20 protein-coding genes are annotated in these 25,643 nt (G+C 60.7%); 17 read left to right on the forward strand and 3 right to left on the reverse strand.

Annotated features, from left to right (window positions below; all coding sequences use genetic code 11):
• The first annotated feature begins 39 nt into the window (after positions 1-39).
• The 12 genes from QP978_RS07620 to QP978_RS07675 all read left to right on the forward strand — a co-directional run bounded on the left by QP978_RS07620 (position 40) and on the right by QP978_RS07675 (position 13,082).
• Positions 40-234, forward strand: coding sequence for a ubiquitin-like protein Pup (locus tag QP978_RS07620; RefSeq protein ID WP_005510795.1), 195 nt, complete (start codon positions 40-42; stop codon positions 232-234).
• Between the two features lie 69 nt (positions 235-303).
• Entirely contained in the window at positions 304-1,764 is a 1,461-nt protein-coding gene (gene pafA, locus QP978_RS07625; RefSeq protein ID WP_167389328.1) for a Pup--protein ligase, read from the forward strand.
• Between the two features lie 43 nt (positions 1,765-1,807).
• Positions 1,808-2,836: a helix-turn-helix transcriptional regulator gene (locus tag QP978_RS07630; RefSeq protein WP_088611546.1), complete on the forward strand. Its 1,029-nt coding sequence runs from the start codon at positions 1,808-1,810 to the stop codon at positions 2,834-2,836.
• Positions 2,836-3,867 carry a helix-turn-helix transcriptional regulator gene (locus tag QP978_RS07635; protein WP_284857021.1) on the forward strand — a complete coding sequence of 344 codons (1,032 nt, stop codon included), beginning with the start codon at positions 2,836-2,838 and terminating at the stop codon, positions 3,865-3,867. The genes QP978_RS07630 and QP978_RS07635 overlap by 1 nt, the downstream gene beginning before the upstream one ends.
• A 74-nt stretch (positions 3,868-3,941) precedes the next feature.
• Positions 3,942-4,253 carry a Sec-independent protein translocase subunit TatA gene (tatA, locus tag QP978_RS07640; protein WP_256884495.1) on the forward strand — a complete coding sequence of 104 codons (312 nt, stop codon included), beginning with the start codon at positions 3,942-3,944 and terminating at the stop codon, positions 4,251-4,253.
• An 18-nt stretch (positions 4,254-4,271) separates the two neighbouring features.
• The gene (tatC, locus tag QP978_RS07645; RefSeq protein WP_187401160.1) at positions 4,272-5,498 is read left to right on the forward strand and encodes a twin-arginine translocase subunit TatC; all 1,227 of its coding nucleotides are present in this window, start codon (positions 4,272-4,274) and stop codon (positions 5,496-5,498) included.
• 24 nt (positions 5,499-5,522) lie between these two features.
• Positions 5,523-8,309, forward strand: coding sequence for a DEAD/DEAH box helicase (locus QP978_RS07650; RefSeq protein ID WP_284857022.1), 2,787 nt, complete (start codon positions 5,523-5,525; stop codon positions 8,307-8,309).
• A gap of 89 nt (positions 8,310-8,398) precedes the next feature.
• Entirely contained in the window at positions 8,399-9,514 is a 1,116-nt protein-coding gene (locus tag QP978_RS07655) for a M24 family metallopeptidase (protein WP_070429701.1), read from the forward strand.
• A gap of 32 nt (positions 9,515-9,546) precedes the next feature.
• Positions 9,547-10,311 carry an SDR family NAD(P)-dependent oxidoreductase gene (locus tag QP978_RS07660; RefSeq protein ID WP_284857023.1) on the forward strand — a complete coding sequence of 255 codons (765 nt, stop codon included), beginning with the start codon at positions 9,547-9,549 and terminating at the stop codon, positions 10,309-10,311.
• Positions 10,308-11,534 carry a bifunctional cobalt-precorrin-7 (C(5))-methyltransferase/cobalt-precorrin-6B (C(15))-methyltransferase gene (locus QP978_RS07665; RefSeq protein WP_070429699.1) on the forward strand — a complete coding sequence of 409 codons (1,227 nt, stop codon included), beginning with the start codon at positions 10,308-10,310 and terminating at the stop codon, positions 11,532-11,534. Before QP978_RS07660 ends, QP978_RS07665 begins: the two co-directional genes overlap by 4 nt.
• A gap of 46 nt (positions 11,535-11,580) precedes the next feature.
• Positions 11,581-12,354 (forward strand): precorrin-4 C(11)-methyltransferase, encoded by a 774-nt coding sequence (gene cobM, locus QP978_RS07670; protein WP_224433487.1) that lies wholly within the window; start codon positions 11,581-11,583, stop codon positions 12,352-12,354.
• On the forward strand, positions 12,342-13,082 hold the full coding sequence (locus QP978_RS07675; protein ID WP_224433486.1) for a cobalt-precorrin-6A reductase: 741 nt from the start codon (positions 12,342-12,344) through the stop codon (positions 13,080-13,082). Before cobM ends, QP978_RS07675 begins: the two co-directional genes overlap by 13 nt.
• Positions 13,083-13,085: 3 nt before the next feature.
• On the opposite strand, the gene cobJ is transcribed toward QP978_RS07675, so the two are convergent.
• The 3 genes from cobJ to cobG are packed head-to-tail and all read right to left on the reverse strand — an operon-like array spanning position 13,086 to position 16,537.
• The gene (gene cobJ / locus QP978_RS07680) at positions 13,086-14,696 is read right to left on the reverse strand and encodes a precorrin-3B C(17)-methyltransferase (protein ID WP_284857024.1); all 1,611 of its coding nucleotides are present in this window, start codon (positions 14,694-14,696) and stop codon (positions 13,086-13,088) included.
• A gap of 3 nt (positions 14,697-14,699) precedes the next feature.
• The gene (locus QP978_RS07685) at positions 14,700-15,350 is read right to left on the reverse strand and encodes a precorrin-8X methylmutase (protein WP_048734062.1); all 651 of its coding nucleotides are present in this window, start codon (positions 15,348-15,350) and stop codon (positions 14,700-14,702) included.
• An 11-nt stretch (positions 15,351-15,361) separates the two neighbouring features.
• Complete coding sequence (gene cobG, locus QP978_RS07690; protein ID WP_065419943.1) at positions 15,362-16,537, reverse strand: precorrin-3B synthase; 1,176 nt, start codon at positions 16,535-16,537, stop codon at positions 15,362-15,364.
• Between the two features lie 251 nt (positions 16,538-16,788).
• Here cobG and QP978_RS07695 point away from each other — a divergent pair, with 251 nt between their 5' ends.
• The 5 genes from QP978_RS07695 to QP978_RS07715 all read left to right on the forward strand — a co-directional run bounded on the left by QP978_RS07695 (position 16,789) and on the right by QP978_RS07715 (position 25,424).
• On the forward strand, positions 16,789-18,351 hold the full coding sequence (locus tag QP978_RS07695; protein ID WP_284857025.1) for a lipase family protein: 1,563 nt from the start codon (positions 16,789-16,791) through the stop codon (positions 18,349-18,351).
• 173 nt (positions 18,352-18,524) lie between these two features.
• Positions 18,525-22,175: a cobaltochelatase subunit CobN gene (cobN, locus tag QP978_RS07700; protein ID WP_284857026.1), complete on the forward strand. Its 3,651-nt coding sequence runs from the start codon at positions 18,525-18,527 to the stop codon at positions 22,173-22,175.
• A 76-nt stretch (positions 22,176-22,251) separates the two neighbouring features.
• Positions 22,252-22,872, forward strand: a complete 621-nt coding sequence (locus QP978_RS07705; RefSeq protein ID WP_048734054.1) for an FxsA family protein — start codon at positions 22,252-22,254, stop codon at positions 22,870-22,872.
• A gap of 38 nt (positions 22,873-22,910) precedes the next feature.
• On the forward strand, positions 22,911-24,599 hold the full coding sequence (lnt, locus tag QP978_RS07710; protein ID WP_070546148.1) for an apolipoprotein N-acyltransferase: 1,689 nt from the start codon (positions 22,911-22,913) through the stop codon (positions 24,597-24,599).
• A gap of 12 nt (positions 24,600-24,611) precedes the next feature.
• Positions 24,612-25,424 (forward strand): polyprenol monophosphomannose synthase, encoded by an 813-nt coding sequence (locus QP978_RS07715; RefSeq protein WP_016422816.1) that lies wholly within the window; start codon positions 24,612-24,614, stop codon positions 25,422-25,424.
• Positions 25,425-25,643 lie beyond the last annotated feature (219 nt).

The raw sequence follows: 25,643 nt of genomic DNA on the forward strand, positions 1-25,643 counted from the left end.
GCAGTAATACTCAAAAGTTCATTTTTAAGGAGCAATATCATGGCTGGTAACACTCAGGTTTTCGGCGGCGGTTCCGGCGGAGGCGACGAGGAAGAGTTCGGCGAGGTCGCTGGCGGCGGTCAGGCTCAGGAGCACGTTGCAGCTGCTGACGACCTGCTGGATGAAATTGATGGTCTGCTGGAGAACAACGCCGAGGAGTTCGTGCGTTCGTATGTCCAGAAGGGTGGCCAGTAAAAAGTGACTGACCAGCAGGTAGGGCAGCAGGAGCCGGAAGCAACGCCGACACCGGTACCGGCACAGGCGTTGACCCGACGCATCACCGGTATTGAGACCGAGTTCGGCATCACTCTGACGCTGGATGGCTCGCGCCGTCTGGGACCGGATGAGATTGCCCGCTACATGTTCCGCCCGGTGATCGCTAAGTACGGGGCAACCAACATTTTCACCCCCAATGCTGGTCGTATGTACCTCGATGTCGGAAGCCACCCGGAGTACGCTACCGCTGAGTGCGATTCGGTCTCGCAGCTGGTAGCGTACGACCGCTCGGGCGAGGTCATCTTGAATGAACTCGCTGAAAAGGCTGAAGCAGAGCTTGCCGACGAGGGCATCGGTGGCAAGGTCTACCTGCTGAAGAACAACGTTGATACCGTCGGTAACTCCTACGGTTGTCACGAAAACTACCTGGTTGGACGTGAACTGGGACTGAAGTCCCTGTCCAAGCTGCTGCTACCTTTCTTGGTTACGCGACAGCTCATCTGTGGCGCGGGGAAGATTTTCCTGCCGTACCCAACCTCGCCGTATCACAACGATCCGATTCAGTACTGCTTCTCGCAGCGCGCGGATCATGTGTGGGAGGGCGTCTCCAGTGCAACGACGCGCTCCCGGCCGATTATTAACACTCGCGATGAGCCACACGCGGACTCCAACCGATTCCGCCGCTTGCACGTCATCGTGGGCGACTCCAACATGAGTGAGACGACGACTGCGCTCAAAATTGGCTCCACTCAGCTGGTACTGGAGATGATTGAAGCCGGCGTGAAGTTGCCGGACTTCGAAGTCGCCAACGAAATCAAGTCCATCCGTGCGGTGAGCCGCGATATGACCGGCAAGGCCGAGATTCCACTGCGAAGTGGCGAAACTGCCACCGCACTGCAGATTCAACGCGAGTTCCTGGACGCTGCGACGGAGTGGCTGAAGGTCCGCGAAGAAAACATGGTCAACGAGGACAAGGGCATTGCCGGTGCCGGCACGTCCAACGAAGAAATGAGCCGCATTGTCGAGCTGTGGGGTCGCGCGCTCGATGCCGTGGAAACCGGTGACTGGTCCCTCATTGAACACGACATCGACTGGGCCATTAAGTACTCGCTAATGAAGCGCTACCTGGACCGCGGTCTAACGCTGGAGGATCCCAAGCTTCATCAAATCGACTTGGCCTACCACGACATCCGTCCCGGCCGCGGCATCTTCCGTGCGCTGGAAGCCCGTGGCATTGCCTCGCGGTGGATTACCGATGAGCAGGTCGCTGAGGCGGTCCGCATCGCACCGCCAACTACTCGTGCGAAGCTGCGCGGTGATTTCCTCGTTGCAGCTGAAGACTCCAGTTTGAAAACCGTCGTGGACTGGACACACCTGAAGATCTCCGGCGACGATTCCATCTCCACTATGCTCGGCGACCCCTTTGCCACGGAAAACAATGAGGTCAATGAGATGATCGAGATTCTGACGGCCGCGAAGAAGACCTCGGATACGGATCCGGAAAACTAGTTCCGTCCCAGGAAACTGCCCCAGGAAAAGGAGCCCCACAGTCGTGTCTGTCCCACCGGTATCGGAAAGCCCCGGATCCGCTGCGATCAGTGAGACCCAACGCCAGGTTCAGCTGCTGTTGGCGCTTGCCGACGACACCGGGTGGGTCAGCGAGTCGTGGATCTCCAAACATGTCGAGGGTTACTCCCGTGTTTCCGAGGATTCCCGGGCTCGTTATTTACGTGCGGACACCGCGGCGCTCCTGGCAGCCGGGGTCCCGGTGGAGGTTTCGTCGTCAAGCGCGGGCGATAAGGTCAAGCGTCTGCGCCTGAACAGACTACGGTGGACCCAGCACGACCCCGAGTTCACTGAAGCGGAGGCTTCGGTGGTTTTCCAGGCGGCGAATGCGGCGTTTGGTTCGGAGGAGCTGAGCTCGACGGCTGTGGCGGCGTGGCGGAAGCTCGCATCGTTTGCGCAGCGCAGCGCCATTGCGAAGCCGGATGAGTCGGTGGTGGTGGCCGATGCGGTGGATATGAGTCGAGTGGATTTCAGCACACTGCTGACTGCAATGACCTCGCCGCGCCGGACGGTGGAGATGTGGTACTCCCGCCAGTACGGCGTGGATGATGAACTGCGCATGCTGGAGCCGTGGGGTCTGATTAACCTGCGCGGGCGCTTTTATGTGTTGGGCTTTGATCCGCAGCGTGAGGCGGCGCGTATGTTCCGGCTCAGCCGTATCCGCGATGTGTCGGATACAGGGACGTCGGCGACCCAGCCAATGCCCGATGGTGACTTGCAACAGATTGCGGAAAACATGTTGCACCGCGGTGGCAAGACCTATCAGGCGGTTGTTCGTATCGCTCCGAATACCTGCGCAGATGTGGTGATGAAAGCGACCGCGTTGGGGGATGGGCGCTACGAGCTGCCAGCGGCACCTGTGAGTGAGATTGTGTCCACAGGTTTGAGTTACGCACCGGATTTGATTGTGGAATCACCTGAAGAGGCACGGTCGGAGATTATTGCTCGGTTGGAGCAGGTACTCGCTCGCCATGGCGGTTCGAATGGTGCGAAGAACGCTTTGGAGGGCAACTAATGACAGTGCATGCAGCCCGGGAACTGGACGCAGGTGTCAGTGTCGACGAGTTGTTGGCGGTCGTACCGTACTTTTCGCAGCACCGTTCAATGACAGAGGCCGCTACCGAACTGGCCATACCTTTTGCCCGAATTCGGGCAATCGTGGAACAGATTGCAGATATTGACCAGCCGGGACTCCTCGGAGTGCGGGCTTTTGAAGTTGATTACCGCAACAGCTTTGATGTCCGTATTCGCCCTCAGGCAACGGTGCTCAGCCAGCCACGTGCGCTCACAGCCGAAGAAACCGCGACCTTGCTGCTCATCCTGGAAACCATCGAGGACTCCGCAGCCACCACTTCCTCCGAGGCCGCGCAGACGGCCGCGACAAAACTACGCAGTGCTCTGGGAATAAACGTCCCCATCATTGACTCGACCGCTGCGGAAAATGGCAAGGCCTTTTCCTTTTCTGAGCAGATTTATTCCGCGCTGCATCAGCGCAAGGTGTTGAAGGTGCGCTACCGGAATGCCTCAGGGCAGATTACAGTCCGTGAGCTTGACTGTGTCAACGTTTATACAGTTGAATCCACGACGTACCTCCGCGCTGTGGACCGTGCGCAGGAAGACCGTCGCCAGAAGAGCTTCCGCGTCGACCGCCTGGAGGCCGCCGAGGTCCTCGACACTCCCGCCGGTTTCCACCGCCCAGAGCCTGTCGATATCCGTGATCCCCACGCCTTTGGTGCGGAAACGGGAACGTCCGAATGGGCAAGTGTGCTTATCGACGCCGACGCCACCTGGATCGCAGACTATGAACCGGTCTTCTTTACCGAAGATGAGGGAGAAGAAGAGGATACCGAACTGGTCTCTGACCAAGGCTTAGGGCAGTCGGAATATGTCGCTGACGTGCCGATGTCCGACTTGGCCGCAACAGTCTCCTTTGTGCTCCGCCGTTCACCGAGCGTAACGGTCGCTGAGCCCTTAAAATTGAAAAACGCCGTTGTTGCGCGAGCCCGCGAAGCTTTGGCAGAGTATGGTCGAAACGACAAGGCTTAAATCAAAGCTTTAATCGCGCACGATGTGGCAACTTGCCACTTGTATTTGTATTCATTCGAAAGGTCTCTAAGCGGATGCCGAACCTAGGTCCCTGGGAAATCATCATTATCCTGGTCGTTCTTGTCTTGCTCTTTGGTGCAAAGAAGTTGCCGGATGCCGCACGTTCGCTCGGCCGCTCCATGCGTATCTTCAAGTCCGAAGTCAAGGAAATGCGCAACGATGACGAGCACCAGGAGCAGGCTGCAATTCAGCAGGCTCCGCAGGCTCAGCCGCAGCAGCCGTACCAGCCGCAGCAGCAGTACCAGCAGCCGGCTCCGCAGGCTCAGCCGCAGCAGCAGTACCAGCCGCAGCCTGGCCAGAACAACCCTGGCCAGCCGCAGCAGTAGTAGAAGGCCGGTTGAAGCGTGACTTCAGCTACATCCACATCACGTCCTCGGAAGCGCCAGCGTAAGCGCAATCCCGAGGGCGTGATGACTATTGTCGAGCACATTCAAGAGCTCCGACGTCGCCTCGTTCTCGCCCTCGCTGGTATTGCCATTGGCACTGTTGTGGGGTTTATCTGGTATCAGACCGCCTTTACCATTGGCCAGTTCCGCATACCGTTTACCTCGACAAATATCGGTCCTCTGCACTTTAAGTCCTTGGGCGAGTTGCTCAAGGATCCGTACTGTCAGCTTCCACCCGAGATGCGTCTCGGCGGTGGTGAAGGCGCGGAGTGTCGTCTGCTGGCGACCAGTCCGTTTGAAATGTTCATGCTGCGTCTGAAGGTCGGTGCGCTGGCCGGTCTGGTGATGTCGTCGCCATGGTGGCTCTACCAGATTTGGGCCTACATCACTCCCGGCTTGGTTCGGAAGGAACGCCGCACCACGCGCAGAGTTGTGACTGCCGCCGCGCTGCTGTTTGTCATGGGTTCCGTCCTGGCCTACTACGTTGTCGCCATCGGTCTGGAGTTCTTGCTCCAGATTGGTGAAGAGACGCAAATTTCTGCACTCACCGGTTCGCAATACTTCGGTTTCCTCTTGGCGCTCATCGTCTGCTTTGGCGTGAGCTTTGAGGTTCCGCTTTTCCTGGTCATGTTGAACATGGCCGGTGTCGTTACCTACGAGAGCATCAAGGACAAGCGCAGCATCATCATTATGTCGCTGTTCATCTTTGCGGCCTTCATGACTCCGGGGCAGGAACCAATATCCATGGTCGCAATGGCAACGGCACTGACGTTGCTGGTGGAAATCGCAATCCAGATTTGTCGTCTCCATGACCGTCGTAAAGCAAATGAGCGACCTGATTGGTTGGACGTCGATGACGAGCAAGGCTCCGGACCCATTACAGCGTCCGGCCCGATTGGCTCCGCCGGCGGTATCGGTGACGTGGGCGGCATTGACGCCCCGACTTCAGTAAGTGCGCCGACGTCGATTCAGCCGGGCGGCATGCCGACGGCATCAGCGGCCCCGACGACCTCTCCGGTCTCTGGCCCCACGCCAGTGAACGCGCCGACGCCGACGCGGGCATCCCAGATGCGTCCTACTCGCAATTCGCGTCCACCACGGCCACAGGGCATGATTCCGGAGACTCCGATGCCGACGCAGGACTTGCGAAATCGTCCGACGAGCGACTTTGATGATGTTCTCTAGCGCGGTTTATGACACTCTAGAGGCATGACTCTTCTCGGCGATTTCGTCAGCCAACAGGATTTCGATCTTGACGACTTTCAGCTCCGCGCCTGCCAATCAATTGAGGCAGGGCGGGGCGTTGTCGTCTGTGCACCCACCGGCGCGGGCAAGACTATTGTTGGCGAATTCGCTATTTATGCAGCTCTTGAGCGTGGCGGCAAGTGCTTTTACACCACACCTATCAAGGCGTTGAGCAACCAGAAGTACCACGACCTAGTCGAGGACTACGGCGAAGACCGCGTGGGCCTGCTCACTGGCGACACTTCGATTAACGGCGACGCAGACATCGTGGTGATGACCACCGAGGTGCTGCGCAATATGATTTACGCGAACTCGCCGACGCTGAAGAAGCTCACGCATGTGGTGATGGATGAGATTCACTACCTCGCTGACCGCGAGCGCGGCGCTGTGTGGGAAGAGGTTATTTTGAACCTCGACCAATCCGTGGCCGTCATCGGTTTGTCGGCGACGGTGTCCAACTCCGAGGAGTTCGGTCGCTGGCTTTCCACGGTGCGCGGGCACACGGACGTTATTGTCACGGATCTGCGCCCGGTTCCGCTGCATCAGCACATGCTGGTGGGAAACCGGCTCTATCCACTCTTCGAGGCGAAGTCGGTCAAGGTCAATCAGGACCTGTTGGAGGCGTGCCGTCGTGCCGAGTTCGGCTACGGCGACGCTGGGGCCAGGGAGCGCTACCAGTACAAAAAGCACAAGGGCGGTGGGCGCTCGTATAGCTGGGGCGATAAGGGGCAGCGCAAGTTCCGTCCGCCGAAGCGCGGCGATGTTATCCGCATGCTCGGCTCCATGAACATGCTGCCCGCGATCGTTTTCATCTTCTCCCGCGCGGGCTGCGAAGGCGCGCTGGCGCAGGTCGGTGCTACGCGCGCAGAGCTCACTGACCGGGATGAGCAGGAGCGCATCGCCAAGATTATCGATGACGGTGTTGCACACATTCCGAAGGAAGATCTGCAGGTTCTCGGTTTCCTGCGCTGGCGCCGCATTCTCATCCGTGGTTTTGCGGCGCACCATGCGGGCATGCTGCCTGCGTTCCGGCACATTGTGGAAGAGCTCTTTAACGAAGGCCTGGTCAAGGTTGTCTTCGCCACCGAGACGCTTGCGCTGGGCATCAACATGCCTGCCCGCACGGTCGTGCTGGAGAAGCTGGTCAAGTTCAACGGCGAAGCACATGTGGATCTCACGCCGGGTCAGTACACGCAGATGACCGGTCGCGCTGGCCGCCGCGGTATCGACACTGTCGGCAATGCAGTGGTGCAGTGGGCCCCGGCAATGGATCCGAAGGCTGTCGCAGGGCTGGCATCTACGCGCACATACCCGCTGATTTCCACCTTCGCGCCGAGCTACAACATGAGCGTCAACCTCCTGCAGACGCTCGGTTACGAAGGCTCGAAGCGCGTCATGGAGCGCTCATTCGCCCAGTTCCAGGCGGATGGCGACATTGTCGGAGTCGCCGCCGAACTGTCCAAGGCCAAGCAGGAAGCCGCGGCCCTGCGTGCGGAATTGCTCGGCAGGGGAGCCGATGCGCACGCTGAAGGGGCGGAGGCTGAGGGGTCGTCGTCAAGCGAGGAAGGCAGTTCGCGTGACGACGAGCGCCTAACCCAGATGCTTGAATACCTGGATCTGCGCGCGAAGCTGACCCAGGAGGAGAAGAACGCCAAGCGCCGCAATATTGAAGACCGCCATACGGAAACAGTGACCGCGCTGCGCAGACTCCGTCGAGGCGAGGTTATTCCGCTGCCGAAGGGTAAGAAGGTGCAGTTGGCGGTGGTGTACCGAGAGGACCATTCGAAGTCGAATCCACGTCCCGGTGTCATCAGTGTCGGCGGGTTCGTGGGGCGTGTGGAGCCGCATATCTTCCCAGCGGCGCCGCAGACGGTCGGCGCGATTAAGCTGCCTCGGGATGCGGACCGGCATCCGCGACGTGCGCTCGGAATTGTGCGCGCAGAGATTGGCCGCAAGGGGCTAAAGGGACCAAAGAGGCTGAAGCGTCGCACTGGTGGCAACTCGCCGGCGGTGAGGAAGTTGCGCCAGGAGCTGCGCGAGCATCCGCTACATGGCGATCCTGCGGTGGAGACGATGGCTCGTCACGCCGATACGCTGCGGCAGGCCGAGGCGCATGTGGCCAAGCTGCAAAAGCGCGTCGATTCCGCCTCGGATACATTGGCGCGCACATTCGACCGCATGCTGCAGTTGCTAACACAAATGGACTACGTGGAATGGCGGGAGGGCGCGGAGCCGACAATTACCGAGGAAGGCCTGCGGCTGGCGCAGATTCACAACGGCTCGGATTTGCTGGTGGCCACGTGTCTGCGCCGCGGTATTTGGGATGACCTGGACCCCGCGGAACTGGCCGGTGCGGTGTCGAGCTTGGTCTTTGAAAACCGCAAGGCCAGTCAAGGCAGTGACGAGGTGCCTACCGAGCCGCTGGCCAAGGCGCTGGGGAACACCTACCGCATCTGGGAGGAACTGTCGGAGGATGAGCGCCGTTACCGGCTGCCGGTAACGGACTTGCCGGATATGGCTTTTGCTACGGCAATTCATCAGTGGACTGCGGGTGCACCGCTGGGGTACTGCCTGCAAGCCGCCGCCGAGAGTGGCGCGGAGCTGACTCCAGGTGACTTTGTCCGCTGGTGCCGTCAGGTCATTGACCTGCTGCAGCAGATCAAGAAGACGGGCTACTCCACGGACATTCGCGACAAGTCCGCCGAGGCTATTCAGGCAATTCGCAGGGGCGTAGTGGCGCTGAACAATTAGTTGCCGGTTACGTTGGTCAGCCGAAGCCTCGTCGCCCCGAGGCCACTCAACCGGCGACGGGCACAGGCCGACGGGTACAGTTGGCAACTATGAGCAACGGTATCTTTAGCTTTGACATCTATCAGCAGCGTCTGGATCGCACTGCGGAGCTACTCCGCAGCCGCGATGCGGACGCTGCAGTCTTTGGAACCGGCGCTGACCTGCAGTATCTCATTGGTTCTGCGGTCACTTCGCATGAACGCCTGACCGCGCTGGTGGTCACTGCATCCGGCACCACCACGTTGGTACTGCCCGCCGTGGAGCGCGGGGATCTGCCGCTGTGCGCTATCGGTGATCTCAACGCCGATGTGGTGTTGTGGGAAGACGGAGAGAATCCGCACCGCATTGTCGCCGACTTGGTGGGCCACGTGGGCACCCTCGCAGTGGGAGCCTCTTTGACCGCTGACCACTTGATTCCCATTCAGGATCTCACCAGAGCTAAAACTGTGTTGGCCGGAGACCTTCTGAAGGAACTGTTCATGCGCAAGGACGCCGCTGAGATTGAACAGCTGCGCGAGGCCGGCGCCGCTATTGACCGCGTTCACGCTCGTGTGCCGGGCATGCTGCGCGCAGGTCGCACTGAGCGCGAGGTCGCCGACGAGATCTCGGCTGCCATCCTGGAGGAGGGGCACGTCGCCATTGACTTCGTCATTGTCGGCTCCGCTGAAAATGGCGCGAATCCGCACCACGATTTCTCCGACCGCGTCATCGAGGAAGGCGACGTGGTGGTCGTCGATATCGGAGGCACCTTGCCGCTTGGCTACCACTCCGATTGCACGCGCACCTATGTCGTCGGCAAGCCGGGGGAGAAGGAAGCTGCAGCGTGGACGGCTCTGCGCAAGGCGCAGGAAGCTGCCGTGGCGGCGGTGCGCCCCGGTATAACGGCTGCAGAGATCGATGCGATTGCGCGCAATAGCCTCACCGCTGCGGGCTACGGCGAGTACTTCATCCACCGCACTGGTCATGGCATTGGCCTGTCCACGCATGAAGAGCCGTTCATTATGGCTGGCAATGAGCTCAAGCTCGAGCCTGGCATGGCGTTTTCGGTGGAGCCGGGTGTGTACCTGCCGGGTGAGTTCGGTATGCGGCTGGAAGACATCATCGTTGTCACCGAAGACGGCGGAGAATCGGTCAATAATGGTCCGCACGATTTAATTACCGTCTAATCGAGGTTTAGAGGAAAGGTATTTTCTAGCGCATGGGACACGTACTCGTTCTTGGTGCCACCAGCGAGATTGGCGGGGAAGTTGCCGCGCGACTGGCCAACCACAACACCTTCACGCTCGCTGCGCGCCGCACTGAGGCGCTCGACGGCATTGCCGGTCGGCTCATCGACTCCGGTGCCGTCGCGGTGCACCGCATCCACTTTGATGCCGATGACATCGCGGCACACCGCCAGTTCGTCGAGCACGCCTGGCAGCACGGTCCCATCGACACGGTGATTGTCGCGTTCGGTATCCTCGGTGATCAGCGGAAGTGTGAGGAGTCCGGCGAGGCTGCTGCGGCAGTCATTCATACCGACTTCACAGCACAGGCATCGATTCTCACTGAGCTTGTCGCGCGCATGGAGTCCGACATCGCCTCCGGCACGCTGCCTGTGCGCGATAAGGTCGCGGGCCGCATCATGGCCTTTTCCTCTATCGCAGGTGCCCGCGTGCGCCGCGCCAACTACGTCTACGGTTCGGCGAAGGCCGGTCTCGATGGTTTCCTCCAGGGCATGCAGGACCGCCTGCACGGGAGCCATATTCAGCTGACGATTGTCCGGCCGGGCTTCGTCTTCGGCCGCATGACCGAAGGCATGAAGCCAGCGCCGATGTCCTCGCGCCCCGCCGAGGTCGCGGAGGCCGCCGTCACTGCTTTCGACGGTCGGAAGCCCCACGTCTGGGTGCCGCGTAAATTGGCATTGCTCGCACGCGCCACACATCTGACTCCGCGCTGGATTTGGCGCAAGATGCCCCGATGAGCCCAAAGCTTCGCGTCGTCGGCATCGGCTGCGACGGGTACCCTGGTCTATCCGCCCGCGCTGTCGAGGCGTTGTCGTCGGCTCGCCGCATCATTGGCTCTCCCCGTCAGCTCCATTTGCTTGCCGACGTCAACCTGGACGCCGACCTCTCACCTTGGCCAGGTGGCTTCTGGAAGGACTGGCAGGCCACCCTGGCAGATATTGACCCCGCAGTCGATGTCATCCTCGCCAGTGGCGACCCCATGTTCCACGGTGTCGGCGCGTCCCTGGTTCGGGAGCTCGGCCGTGGCGCCGTGGAGGTTATTCCAGCGCCATCGTCAGCCTCATTGGCCTGCGCCTACCTCGGCTGGCCCTTGCATGACACTCCGGTGATTTCGCTGGTGACAGGGGAGCCGGGGCTACCTGGAGCCGCGCGTGTGGTACCGGTAGCGGATTCACTACGGCCCTTCCTGGTGCTGTGCCGAAACGCGGACTCAGTGAAAGAGGTCGCTACGGTTTTAGCCGACCGCCCAGACACCAAGCTCACCGCGCTGACCAATCTCGGCGGCACGGAAGCTACAGGGCTGCCGGAGTCCGTTGCCGCAGGCACGGTGGCGAACCCACCAGTTCCAGCTGGCAACCTCACGGTGCTGGCGGTGGAGCCGTCGGGAAGCGCGCGCGGCTGGCTGCGCGACGGTGACTTTGATTCGGATGGTCAGCTGACGAAGGCGCCGATTCGCCAAATGACGGTCGCTGCATTGGATCCGCGGCCGGGAGCTCTGCTGTGGGATGTCGGCGGTGGCACGGGGTCGATTGGCATTGAGTGGGCTCGGCACGGCGGACGTGCGGAAATTTTCGAGCGCGATGCTGTTCGTGCAGAGCGAATTGCTAAGAATGTGGCGGCTCTGTCTGGCAATGTGACCGTCCACCACGGCGCAGCGCCGGGGGTTTTGGCTGACTCGAATCTTCGCCCAGATGCCATTTTCATCGGCGGAGGTCTCACTGCTGACGGAATGATTGAAACCTGTTGGCAACGCCTTGCCCCGGGTGGCATCATCGTCGCAAACACCGTGACGCTGGAGTCGGAGGCTTTGCTGTGGCAGGCGCGTCGCGACTATGGCGGGGATGTCACCCGGCTTTCCGTGGAGCGCGCAGGTGCAGTCGGCAGTTTCACTGCGTGGCGCCCTGCGTTGCCGGTGGTGCAGTGGGTGGCGGAGAAGCCAGTAGCGCCTGCGCTACCATAGACGTAATATCTCTGTCTAGAAAATATTGAGGACTCTGTAACTCACAATGACTGTGTATTTCATCGGTGCAGGCCCGGGGGCAGCGGATTTGCTGACGCTGCGCGCGGACCGGCTTATTCGTTCCTGCCCAGTGTGTCTTTACGCGGGATCGATTGTCCCGCCTGAGGTGCTGGAAAACTGCCCCGAGGGCGCAGAGATTATCAATACCGCGCGTATGCCGCTGGATACCATCATCGAGACCATTCAGGCGGCACATGCGGCGGGCAAGGATGTCGCACGCCTGCAGTCCGGTGACCCGTCGGTGTGGTCGGCGCTGGCAGAGCAGGTTCGTCGTCTCAGCGAGCTCGGCATTGACTACGAAATCGTTCCGGGGGTGCCGGCATTTTCCGCGGCGGCGGCCGCTCTGGGCCACGAGCTCACGGTGCCAACCGTTGGTCAGTCAGTGGTGCTGACTCGTATCTCCGGGCGCGCTTCCAAGATGCCGGAGGGCGAAACCTTGGAGAACTTCGGTCGCACGGGCGCGACCCTGTGCATTCACTTGGCCGCCCACGATATTGACCGTGTGGTTGAGGAGCTCACCCCGCATTATGGTGAGCACGGCCCGGTGGCAGTGGTAGCTTTCGCATCCCGTCCGGAACAGGTTATTCTCCGCGGTACGCTGGCTGATATTGCGCAGCAGGTCAAGGATGCAGGTGTGACTCGTACGGCTGTCATCATTGTCGGCAAGGTGCTCACCGCCGAGGCGTTCCCGGATAGCTACCTCTACAGCGATGATCGCCCGCGCGATGAACACGGACGGACCATTCCATGCGTGCACTAATTCTCGGTGGAACTGCTGAAGCCCGCGCCCTGGCCAAGCGCTTAGTAGGCGAGGGCTGGTTTGTCACCTCATCACTGGCCGGTCGCGTTTCCAACCCCAAGCTGCCCGTCGGCAATGTCCGTATCGGCGGTTTTGGCGGCCCCGCAGGACTGACTCGCTGGCTAATCTCCGATGCCACTGAAGTCATCATCGATGCCACGCATCCGTATGCAGAACAGATCAGCGAATCTGCTGCTGAAGCTGCCCGCGCTACCGGTCTTCCGCTCGTGGCGCTGCATCGCCCTGCGTGGGAGAAGCAGCCAGGCGACAACTGGGTTGAGGTGTCCTCCATGCAGGAGGCCGCGGACGTTGTTGCCGACCGTTTCTACAGCCCGTTTCTCACTATTGGCCGTCAGCAGCTTGCTCCATTTGCCGGTGACTCCAACGGCCGTTACCTCATTCGCTGTGTGGAACAGCCCGCGCCGCCGCTGCCGAAGAATCGGAAGATTATTCTCAGCCGTGGGCCTTACGATGTCGCAGCGGAGCGCAAGCTCATGCGGGATTACGCCGTGGACTGCGTGGTGACCAAAAACTCCGGTGGTGCTGCTACCTACGCAAAGATTGAGGCAGCCCGCGACCTAAAGAAGCCGGTCGTTATCGTGCAGCGTCCGCAGCTGCCCGGCGCGGATATCGCCACCGTCGCCACAACTGTGGATGAGGCGTACAACGCCGTCATCCGCCGGGCGTAGCGGCTAGGGCAGCAACTCGCCAGTTCCGCTGGTGCCGCCCTCACCGTAGTGACGTGCGGTGTAGACCCGAGTGGTCCTGCCGACACGATACGCCTTCGTCGACGACGAACCGATAATCACCATGGTTCGCATATCGACGACATCCGGATCGAACTCCGCCAACGTGGTCACGGTAACGTTTTCCTGCTCCGAGCCAACTGCCCGTGCCACAATCACAGGCGTTGTCGGCTCGCGGTATTCCAAAGCCAAGGCTCGCAGCTCTCGGATCTGCCATCTCCGCGACTTGGATGCCGGGTTGTAAACAGCAAATGCCATGTCTGCTCCGGCTACGGCACGCACTCGCTTAACGACGACCTCCCAGGGCTTCAACCTGTCGGAAAGACTGAGCATCGCAAAGTCATGGCCAAGGGGAGCGCCCACTCGACTTGCGACAGCCTGAGCAGCAGTCATGCCCGGCACGACTCGAACTGGAATGTCTCGCCACATATCGTCATCAGCGACTTCCAGCACTGCGGCCGCCATAGCGAAGACCCCCGGGTCACCGGAACTGACCACCGCAACTCGACCTCCACGCTTGGCGATATCCAGCGCCATAGTGGCTCGCTCTGCCTCTACGCGGTTGTCGGAGAGGTGGCGGCGTTGCCCAGCGCGCTCAGGAACCCGGTTGATGTAGGTGGAGTAGCCAACCAGATCCGTGGCTCGGGCCAGTTCCTCGGTGACTTCTGGGGTGGTCCAGCGCTCCGCACCCGGGCCTAGGCCGACAACGACGACTTCACCAACTGCTGGGGCAGCCGACTCAGTCGCCGTATCGGTGACTGTATCGCTCGCCGCATCATTAGCTGGCTCAGGCGCCCCAGAAACACTCCGTTCAGTTCCGTAGACAGCGGAAGGCACGACGGCTACTGCGAAGTACGGAACTTTCTCCGGGTCTGCATCGGCCAGCGGGTAGCTGGTGTGCTCATTCATGGTTGCTCGCTCGACAACGTAGGCGCGCTCGAGCATGCCTGCGGACTGCAACGCTGTACGAACCTTCTCAACGTTTTTCCCCAGCTTCATAATGACTACACAGTCTGAGGCGTCAAGAACCGCAGCGATGCGCTCGGAATCAGCGGTGGCGGGAACAACGCTGACGATTTCGGTAGCCTCGCCGAGCGGCTGACCAATCTCTGCTGCCGCCGCAGTAATGCTGGCCACTCCAGGGACAATCTCAGTGGGAAAGTCCTCGCTGAGGGCGTGATGCAGATGCTGGTACGAGCTATAGAGCATCGGGTCACCGAGCGAAAGAACTGCAACACTTCGTCCCTCGGCCAAGTGCTTGTGCAGGCGAGCAGTGGCCTCTGCATAGAAACCGGCGAGCTGCTCGCGGTAGTCGACTGGGCGCCCGGTGGTCACCGGGTATTGCAATTGCTCTTCCACGGCAGCGTCGTCACGCGCGTCAATCAGTTCGGCGGCGATTGAGCGCGCCGTGGAACGTCCGTGAGTTCCTGCATGGTAGGCGATGACATCGGCTGTGCGGATGATGTCGGCACCGCGGAGTGTAATGAGACCTGCGTCGCCGGGACCGAGTCCGACGCCGTAGAGATGACCAGGCTGAGCACTGTAGGAGCCGGACATGGTTTAGATGATCTCCTTTGCGGTCGCAATGGCATTGAGGGCAGCACAGGTGATAGCCGAGCCACCGCGACGGCCGGTGACGGTGATGTACTTCAGCTCTGGGTTTTCGGCACCGGAGTCGATAGTGGCCTGCTTTGATTCCGCGGCACCGACGAAGCCCACTGGCATGGCCAAAATGGCAGCGGGCATGGGGAAGGAGCCCTCATTAATGCGGTTGAGCAGGTGGAAGAGGGCGGTGGGAGCGTTGCCGATGGCGACAACCGCGCCCTCTAGGCGTGGCTTCCACAGCTCCACGGCGGCAGCAGTGCGCGTGGTGCCGAGTTCTTGAGCCAGCTTGGGGACGCGCTCATCACGCAGCAGGCAGATGACCTCGTTGTCAGCAGGTAAGCGCTTGCGGGTAATACCCGAGGCGATCATGTTGACATCGGTGAAGATAGGAGCGCCTTCCTCGAGAGCCTGGCGAGCTGCGCGCACAGCTCCCGTGGAAAAGACGATGTCCTTGGCCAGGTCGGTCTGACCTGCTGCGTGAATCATTCTGACAGCGACGGTTTCCTCATCGGCATCGAAGCGGGAAAGATCGCTTTCTTCGCGAATGATGGCAAACGAGTTACGGTAAATATCCGCACCGTCGGTGTTGTACTCAAAGCGCTTCATAGGCTTAAAGCCTAGTCCACAGCAGTGACTTCGTATTCTCCGTCCCCGGTGGCGAGATAGTCGAAGTAACCGCCCTTGGGCTTGCCGCAGCGACGCTCACAACCGGAGAAGTGCACGCGCCCCTCGGGCAGTCGGCCATCGGCAATTGCGTGAGAAGCATCGCCGCGGGTGTCAGCCAGAGACTTTTTGCAGCCGGGGCGTCCGGTGCAGGCGCTGACGCGCAGCCAGGTGGACTTCCGATCGAAGATCAGACCATTGGGCGCCAATACCTTGACGACCTGTTCGGCAACTTCCTCTTCCAAATCATGCAGGATCAGCGAGTACCACGGAGTGATATGCACCGGCACCTGAGTGTGCGAGATCGCTCGGGCCAGACGCGCCGGGAGGACACCAAAGCGCAGGCCAGCGGCCAGGCTAACCAGGCCATCCGGCTGGTCAATCCAACCGATCTGGCGGGACAGCCCGGCGGTGGCATCGAAGCTCTCAGCCGGAGTCGGCTCCTGGCGACGAACTCGCGCGCCCAATTCCTCGACTACGGCATCAGCAACGCGCTCGGCCGCATTGGCTTCGGCGATGCGCCAGGCTGAACCACGGCTGTCATTCCACACCTTCGCTGTGGTGATGAGAGCCTCCACGACGTCGTCACGCGAGACGACAAGCCCCGAGGTCGCGCCACCAATGATGAGTTCGAACGTGTTCTCATCGTGGGCGACAACACCGAAGTCGGGGCGCTCACCGAGCACGTCACCGCGGCCATCGTCGAAAGCCATGAGTGTGCGACCTGGCAGTGTTGCCAGCGACGGCTCCGCGATGAGGGCCTTGTCGAACTCTTGAACCAGGTCGCGCACATCAGCTTTACCGCCGACGCGACCGGACAGCGGCGACTGAAGAACGTTGCGTACGCGGTCGTGGCTGGTGGAGGGAACCAGCTTCTCTTCTTCCGCGGCATCGGCGAATGCGCCGGTGTTGGTGATGCCACGGATCTGAACATTGCCGCGGGAGGTGAAGTGAATATCACCGTCGCCGAAATTCTCGGCCAAATCGGCGAGTACGGCGAAGCCCGGCGCGGGGAGAAAGCCTCCGGGGAAGCGCAGACGACCAATTGCGCCATCAGCTGCGATATGAACCTTGCGGCTGCCGGGGCAACCGTCCTGACGAGTGCGGGTTCCTTGATCAGATGCAGTCATACTCTCAAGAATACGCAAACACACACAGAGCTGAGCCCCCGAAAACAGGGGCACATTATCCAGCCCCTTTCCAGCCCAACGAAACCATCCTGAAGTGGAGTTTTCATACCCCTCCGCAAAAACATACAAATTCTTCACTGAAAATCCACCGATCTACCTTTTTAAAACCTTATTGTTTTCATAACCTAACTTCCTCTGAATAAAGGGAAGTTTTCATTGGGTTTTCAATCTGGGGTTATTCAGGAGATTTCATGCCACATCACGACGCTGAAGCACTCACGCACGAGGCACACGACACCGTCGGCACCGGCCGTGCCTCGACACAGACACGCTCTGCTTCACGACGAAACCGTCGCACAATCCGAACGGGAATCGGGGTAGCGCTAGCAGGTCTTATGACCATCGGCCTGGCTACACCTGCAAACGCACAGCCACTAAACATCCCGGGCCTATCGGATAGTGGGCTGGCGGATAAGGTGTCGTCGTCAAGCGCAAACCGCGAACTGCCTGGTTTCGGCCATGTACCGAACCCGAATATGGAGAGGCTACTCGGCATCGAGAAAGACGATGAGGAGTCTGGTAGCGAGGGCGCAGGCAGGCAGCTGACCCCGGAACAGGCTCGCGTGGCCGCAGCCTCTCCGCTGAATTCTCTGCCGCTGACCCCGTCGCGCACGGCAAATGCCGGCATGCTGGTCAGCAGTGAGGATGCCGAGATGATGGTGAACGACAAGCTGTGGAATGTGGATGCCAAGCGTATTCACTACAACTCCACGGATTCCCTCGGAAATCCCAGTGTGGACACAGCCCTTGTGGTGACGCCGAAGACGGAGTGGAAGGGCAGCGGTCCGCGTCCGGTCGTCGCAATCGCGCCGGGCACGCAGGGTGGCGCGGAAAAGTGCGACCCCTCGGTATCCTCGCAGACCGGCCTAAAGATTGAGTTCGGTCCGTCGGACATTATTGCTCCATACGAGACGATCCCGATGGTCGCGAACTTGAAGCGAGGCGCGACTGTGGTGATGATCGACCACCACCGCAATTCCCAGGGTAACCAGGACTACGTCGACAACATCGCCTCGGCACAGTCACTGTTTGATGCCGTGTCTGCCTCACACGAGCTCGGCGTGGACAAAAATGCGCCCGTGGGAATTTATGGCTACTCCCAGGGTGGCTCCGCAGCCGCTGCAGCCGCTGAGCGTGCAGGTGTCTACGCTCCAGAGCTCAACGTCGCCGCATCTGCCGCCGGCGGCCCGCCGTCCGATCTCGCAAACGTCCTCGACCAGATTGATGGCACTACGCTGACCGCCGCGATTGCACTGGCAATCAATTCTGTCCTGGATAAGGATCCGGAGCTGCGCCGAGTCCTCAAGGAAGAAATCAGCCCCGAAGGCAAAGAACTGCTGGACAACGTGGGCAACTACTGCGCGGGTGGCTTGGGTTTCCATCACTCGTTTGAAACCACTGACCAGTACACGACTAGCGGTGAGTCACTCAGCGAGATGATTAAGCGCTACGAGCCGGTACAGAAGGAACTCGCACGCCAGCGCGTCGGCAACTTCGTCCCAAATGCGCCGGTGTACCTCTACTCGGGTGAGCATGATGACATCATCCCCATCAACCAGGTTCGCAAGCTGCGCGATTCCTGGCTGAATCTCGGCTTCACCGACCTGGAGTACGTCGAAAACACGACTTCACCGGTGCTACCGAAGACGGGCATTAACCATATCGTTCCGATGCTCGCGGAACTGACTAATGCCACCGACTTCCTCTGGTCCCACTTCCCAGATCAGCCGGCGGAGCAGTCGCTGGAACTCTAGCAATAGCCCCTGCAGTAGAGTGATGGAGAAATCCACTGCCATGCCGCTGACGAGAAGCTCGGTGAAAATCCGCACGGTCGCGCCACTGTCACAGTCAGACCTCGTCATCGGTTAGAAGGCAGACTCCCGCCGACCGGGGACGCGTTGCTCCCCAGGAAGTGAATGACTACACCGTGATTCTGCTGCTGTCGACCTCGGATACCGACCTTCTGTCCGCCCGCGCGGCCGCTCAGGCCAACCCGGAGGTGTCCTACCGTTGGGCAAACCCGGCGCGTCTGCTCGACGATGATTTGCCCACGCTTGCCGACGGCGCCGATGTCGTCATCATCCGACTTCTCGGTGGCCGCCGCGCCTGGGAATCCGGCATCGACTACTTTGTGAACTCCGGTATTCCCACCGTCCTCGTCTCCGGTGAGCAGGCACCCGATGCCGAACTCACCGAGTATTCGACAGTTCCCGCAAACGTCGCCACGCAAACGCACATTTACCTGGCGGAAGGCGGCGCAAAGAACCTCGCACAGCTGCACAATTTCCTGTCGGACACACTGCTTCTGACCGGTCTTGGCTTTGAAGAGCCCACTCGCATGCCGGCCTGGGGTTTCCTGGAGCGCGACTCCAAGGTGGCCACGGAAGATTCCCGCGGCACCGTCGGCATTATTTACTACCGCGCCCAGCACCTGGCGGGAAATACGCACTACATTGAGGCGCTTGCTGACGCGGTCGAGGCTCGCGACTACGTCGCCAAGCCTATCTTCGCCGCGTCCCTGCGCACCGCCAGCGATGAACTGCTGGCAGAGCTAGCTTCCTGCGACGCGCTCATCACCACGGTGCTCGCCGCTGGCGGCAACCGCCCGGCACTCGCGCAGGCCGGCCAGGACGATGACGGCTGGGATGTCGCCGCACTCGCAGACCTGAACATTCCCATCATCCAGGGTTTGGCCCTGACTTCGTCCAAGGCGGCATGGGAGGACAACGACGAAGGTCTGTCGCCGCTGGACGTCGCAACACAGGTCGCCGTCCCCGAATTCGACGGCCGCATCATCTCGGTCGCGTTCTCGTTTAAGGAAATCGACTCCGACGAGCTCATTTCCTACGTCCCGGATCTCGAGCGTTGCGACCGCCTGGCCGGCATCGCCACCCGTTACGCCGCGCTCCGCCACATCAACAACGCTGACAAGCGCGTCGCCGTCATGCTCTCTGCGTACCCGACCAAGCACGCCCGCATCGGCAACGCTGTCGGTCTGGACACACCAGCATCCACGTTGAAGGTGCTGCACGCGCTTGCCGACGCCGGATACAACCTCGGCGACACCACCAAAATCCCCGGATATGCCACCGCCGAGGATGGTGCCGATGAACCAGATGCGTTCATGCACGCCATCATCGAGGCCGGCGGCCAGGACCCGGACTGGCTGACCGAAGAGGTTATGGAGGCAGCCGAGCTTCGCCTGCCCGCTGCCACCTACGAGAAGTTCTTCGCTACCTTGCCGGAAGAACTTCGCTCCGACATGCAGGACAAGTGGGGTGCCGCGCCGGGCACCCTGTACGTCCACCCGGATACCCAGGACATCTACATTGCGGGCCTGACCTTCGGCAATGTCGTGGTCATGGTGCAGCCACCGCGCGGTTTCGGTGACAACCCGGTGGGTATCTACCACGACCCGGATCTGCCGCCGACGCACCATTACCTGGCCTGCTACCGCTTCCTGTCGCTGCCGCAGGCGGAGGGCGGTTTCGGCGCCGATGCCGTGGTTCACATGGGCAAGCACGGCAACCTGGAGTGGCTGCCGGGCAAGACCGTCGGCCTTTCCGCTTCCTGCGGCCCGGATGCTGCCATCGGCGAGCTGCCAATGATCTACCCCTTCCTGGTCAACGACCCGGGCGAAGGCACACAGGCCAAGCGCCGTGCTCACGCCACGCTTGTCGACCACCTCATTCCGCCAATGGCCCGCGCCGAATCCTACGGTGACATCACCCGTCTGGAACAGCTTCTCGACGAGCACCAGAACATCTCCGCCATGGATCCGGCCAAGCTGCCGGCCATCCGCCAGGAGATTTGGACGCTGCTGACCGCCGCGAAGATGGACCGCGACCTCGGCTGGGACGAGCGCCCGGACGAGGAGGTCTTCGATGACATGCTCATGCATGTCGACGGCTGGCTCTGCGAGATTAAGGACGTCGCCATCCGCGGTGGCCTCCACGTGCTCAGCCAGGCACCGGAAGACGAATCTCTAATCGGCACTGTGACCACCATGTTGCGCGCCCGCCAGCTGTGGGGCGGCAAGCAGACCCTGCCGGGCCTGCGCGAAGCTCTCGGCCTGGCCGAGGACGGCACCGATGAACGCCACGCTGTGGACTCTATCGATGCACTGGCTACGGCACTGGTAACCGCCGTGGTGAAGAATCCCGACCAACCAGTGACACAGATCGCGGCTGATGTGCTCGGCTCCGAGGAATTCGCCGATATCGCGGCACCAAACGGCCTCGATCAGGTTGTCGAGCTGCTGCAGTTCACCCGCGACGAAATTCTCCCGCGCCTGGCTGCTACCAGCGAGGAGATCCCGCGCATTCTTTCCGCTCTCGATGGCGAATTCGTTCCGGCTGGCCCCTCCGGTTCACCACTGCGCGGCCTGGTCAACGTGCTGCCAACTGCCCGCAACTTCTACTCGGTCGACCCCAAGGCGGTGCCGTCGCGCCTGGCTTGGGAAACCGGCGTCAACCTCGCCGATGGCCTGATTGAACGCTACCGCGCCGACCACGGCGAGTACCCGAAGTCGGTTGGCTTGTCAGTATGGGGCACTTCCGCCACGCGTACCTCGGGCGATGACATCGCCGAGGTGCTCGCGTTGATTGGTGTGCATCCGGTGTGGGATGACGCATCTCGCCGTATTGTCGGCCTTGAGCCGATTCCGCTGGAGGAGCTGGGCCGACCGCGCATTGACGTGACCGTCCGTATTTCCGGCTTCTTCCGTGATGCGTTTCCGCATGTTATCGACCTTTTGGATGACGCGTTTCAGCTCGTCGTCAAGCTTGATGAATCCGATGAGGACAACTACGTGCGCGCCCATGCGAAGGCCGACCAGCAGGAGCGCCCGCGCCGTATCTTCGGTTCCAAGCCGGGCACCTATGGAGCTGGCCTGCTGCAACTTATCGATTCCGGTTCCTGGCGCGATGACGCGGACCTGGCGAAGGTCTACACAACCTGGGGCGGCTACGCCTATGGCCGCGGCGTCGACGGGGAAGAGGCCGCTGACGACATGAAGACGGCCTACCGCCGTATTCAGGTTGCCGCGAAGAATGCCGATACCCGCGAGCACGATATCGCCGACTCCGATGACTACTTCCAGTTCCACGGCGGCATGATCGCCACGGTCCGTGCACTGACGGGTTCCGCTCCAGAAGCGTATGTGGGAGATTCCACGCGCCCGGACGCCGTGCGTACCCGCACCCTGCACGAGGAGACGCGACGTGTCTTCCGTGCCCGCGTGGTCAACCCACGCTGGATGCAGGCAATGCGTAACCACGGCTACAAGGGCGCCTTCGAAATGGCCGCAACCGTCGACTACCTCTTCGGTTACGACGCGACGGCGAAGGTCATGGATGACTGGATGTACGAAACGCTTACCGACGAGTACGTTGCGAACCCGGAAAACCGCGAGTTCTTTGAACAGTCGAATCCGTGGGCTCTGCACGATATTTCCGAGCGCCTGATGGAGGCCGCAGAGCGCGGTATGTGGGAAAACCCCGACCAGGAACGCATGGATCTGCTGCGCCAGACCTACCTGGATACAGAGGGCGACTTGGAGGAGCGCGCTGACCGGTAGGCGACCGCTAGTCGTCGTCTAACCGGCCGATAGCCGTAACCACTTGCTCATCTAGTGGCGGTTACACTGGGGAACTATGAGCAAGTGGTTCACAATTATTTACCTCATCGCCGAGATTGCGGCCTTTATCGCACTTGGTGAATGGATTGGCTATGGCTGGACCGTCCTGCTGGTTCTGGGTCTATTCATTCTGGGATTGGTTTTCGCCGCCATCGAGTTCAAGCGCATCTACCAGAAGTTGCTGCTGGATACTTCTCGTACTCTTACTGAGTACGGACAGAAGCATCCGGAGGAGGCAATCAAGCGCTCGGCAAAGGGCGCGGGACACTTTGTGGCTGACTCGGCAATCCTGTTGGTTGGCTCTTGGCTGATTGCCCTGCCGGGCGTCGTCTCCACGGTTGTTGGTTTCCTCATGGTGCTACCGCCGACTCGCTGGCTGATTCGTAAGAGCGGATCGGTGGCGCTGCTCAACGGACTCCGCAACTTCAGTGACCGCAGCATGATGGTGGTCTCTCAGTACGGCATGAACCCGGGTGCTCCAGGAACTGGCGCTGGTGCTGGCGGTTTTTCGGGTTTCCCTGGATTCTCTGGTGGTTTCCCGGGTGCGGATGGCAAGGCCTTCCCACAGGATAAAATCGTCCCACCGGCACCGGACAACGCCTGGGATGATGACCAGGACGACAGCGACAAGCGCTAACTCAAAAACTCGCAAACGTAGAGAGTTCTCTTATACAAGTGCACACTAACCGCCAAGCGCGCTCCAGCGAGCACGGGAACGTCGCTCAGAAAGACGCTTCGAAAGACATTCTGGAGAATCCGAATCGCTGGCAGGCGCGCTTTCGCGCGCTTACCCCACTAAAGCAGCGCCTCGTTCTCGCCTTCATTGCAATCCTCGCTGGTGGATTGCAGTTCTTAAGCTATGCGCCCATGAGCTGGTGGTGGACGGCCTGGATCGGCCTCGCCCTGCTCATTTTTGCCTTCTTCTGCGCAGCCGATTGGAAATCCAGCGTAGTGGTGGGCTTCAGCTGGGCAACAGCGACGGCTCTTTTCTCACTGCCGTGGATCGGCTCCTTCGTCGGCATTGGCCCCTACGTGGCGCTCTCAATTGTGCTGGGACTGCTCGCAATTCCGGCGGCGCTTGCGATGTGGCTGATTGCCCAATCCAGTTTCCCCCTCGCGCTGAAGCTCCCTGGCATGGCCGCTGCGCTCGTGGCAGGGGAGGCGCTGCTAGCCCGCTGGCCTTTCGGAGGCTTCCCCTGGCTCCGCGTTGCCTGGGGGCAGGTCGACGGCCCGCTGGCCCCAGCAGTGGCAATCGGCAGCACTGCATTGGTCACTTTCCTCGCTGCTTGCGTTGGTGCGGGACTGGTCGCGCTCACGCTACGTTCCTATGCAACCTCCGCTGCGCTTTTGGTGGGAGCGTTATTCGTCGGCTGGGTTCTTCCTGCGTGGACCCAACCGCTGCCTGAGCCTACGGCCGCTGACAACACCCGTGTCGCGGTTATCCAGGGCAATGTTCCGCGCCTCGGTTTAGAGTTCAATGCCCAGCGCCGCGCAGTCCTGCAAAACCACGCCGATGCCACCAATGAGCTGGCCCGACGTGTCCACCAAGGTAAGGAAGAGCAGCCGGACATCGTCATCTGGCCCGAAAACTCCTCCGATGTCAGCCCGTTTACGGATGGGGAAGCGGCACGCATTATCGAAAACGCCGCGATGAATATTGGCGCTCCCATCGTGGTCGGCACCTTTACCTACACCAATGGGGTGCAAAACACCATGGTGGTCTGGGATCCGCAGACCGGCCCCGGCGACCAGCACGAGAAAATCTATCTCCAGCCCTTCGGCGAGACCATGCCATTCCGCGAACTGCTACGTCACTTTTCCGACATGGTCGCTCACGCCGGAGACATGACTCCGGGCAACGGCGATGCCGTGGTTACAACGCCAGGCACCGATGGTTTAAAGAAGGTCAATCTAGGCGTGGCCACCTGTTACGAAGTGGTCTTCGATGGTGCCTTCCGCAACGCAGTCAAACACGGCGCAACCATGCTGGCCACGCCCACAAATAACGCCACCTTCGGTTTCACCGACATGACCTACCAACAGCTGGCCATGAGCCGCATGCGAGCCATGGAGTTCCAACGCTCCACGGCCGTCGCCGCAACCAGCGGTGTGAGCGCGATTGTGGATGCGCACGGAGACGTCGTAAAGCGGAGCAAAATCTTCGAGCAGAAGGTACTCACTGAAACTCTGCCTCAGTACGCCCACCTGACTTTTGCAGCCCGCTTCGGGACGTGGATTGAAGGTCTACTGACCGCATTCGGTATTCTTTGTGTGGTTGGTGCCGTCCTGCGTCGCCGTGGCGGAGATGCCAGGGCAGGCGCAGATGAAGTTGATGGCCGGGATACTGAGCAGAACATGCACTAAGGAGAATCACGAGTGACTGCCCTAAATGAGTCGACGCTGGTTGTCATTCCCACTTTCAACGAGCGGGAAAACCTGCCGGGCGTGATTGCACGCCTGCGCGCAGCGGAGCCTCGCGTCGACATTTTGGTTGTCGATGACTCTTCACCAGACGGCACCGGTGAGCTCGCCGATGAAATCGCTGCCGCTGACAAGTCGGACAACGGCGAAGAGCACATCTACGTCCTGCACCGCGAGGGCAAGGGCGGTCTCTGGGGTGCGTACCGCGCGGGCTTCGCTTGGGGTCTCGAGCGCGACTACGAGGTTCTCTGCGAGATGGATGCCGACGGCTCCCACGCACCAGAGCAATTCCATCTGCTGCTGGAGAAGCTCGAGGACGGTGCCGATGTCGTCATCGGTTCCCGCTACATTCCGGGCGGCAAGACCGTCAACTGGCCAATGAGCCGTCAGGTTCTCTCCCGCGGCGGCAACCTCTACATCTCGCTGGCGCTCGGCGCGGGCATCTCGGATATCACCGCTGGCTACCGTGCTTATCGACGGGAAGTTCTCGAAACCCTTGACCTCGAGAACATTGGCAAGGCTGCGTACCTGTTCCAGACCGAGCTCGCTTTTGAGGCTGTACAGGCGGGCTTCTTGGTGGAGGAGGTTCCGATCACCTTTACTGAGCGCGAGTACGGCGAGTCCAAGATGGATGGCAGCTTTGTGAAGCAGTCTCTGCTGCAGGTCACCAAGTGGGGATTCAAGCACCGCTCGCAGCAGGTAAAAAACCTGGGGTCGGAGATTGGTCGCCTGGCTGGTCACGAGTTTAAGCAGCGATTCCGCAAGTAGGGCTAGGGCAGCCCCAAAGACTGCGGCCTACCTGTGTGGAGACGGGCTGCCTGTATGACTGCGGGCTGCAAATGTGAATACGGGCTGCCTGTATGAATGGGGGCTGCAAATGTGAAACTGTCTTAGTTTATGACAGTTTCAAGCGGTAGGGTCAGGCGGTCATTGCATCATGGATAACACCAGAGATTACCTCCCGGGGAGTTAACCCGTCGAGCACTA

Source organism: Corynebacterium sp. MSK035 (genome assembly GCF_030232615.1).
In the GTDB taxonomy this organism is placed as follows: Bacteria; Actinomycetota; Actinomycetes; order Mycobacteriales; family Mycobacteriaceae; genus Corynebacterium; species Corynebacterium jeikeium_D.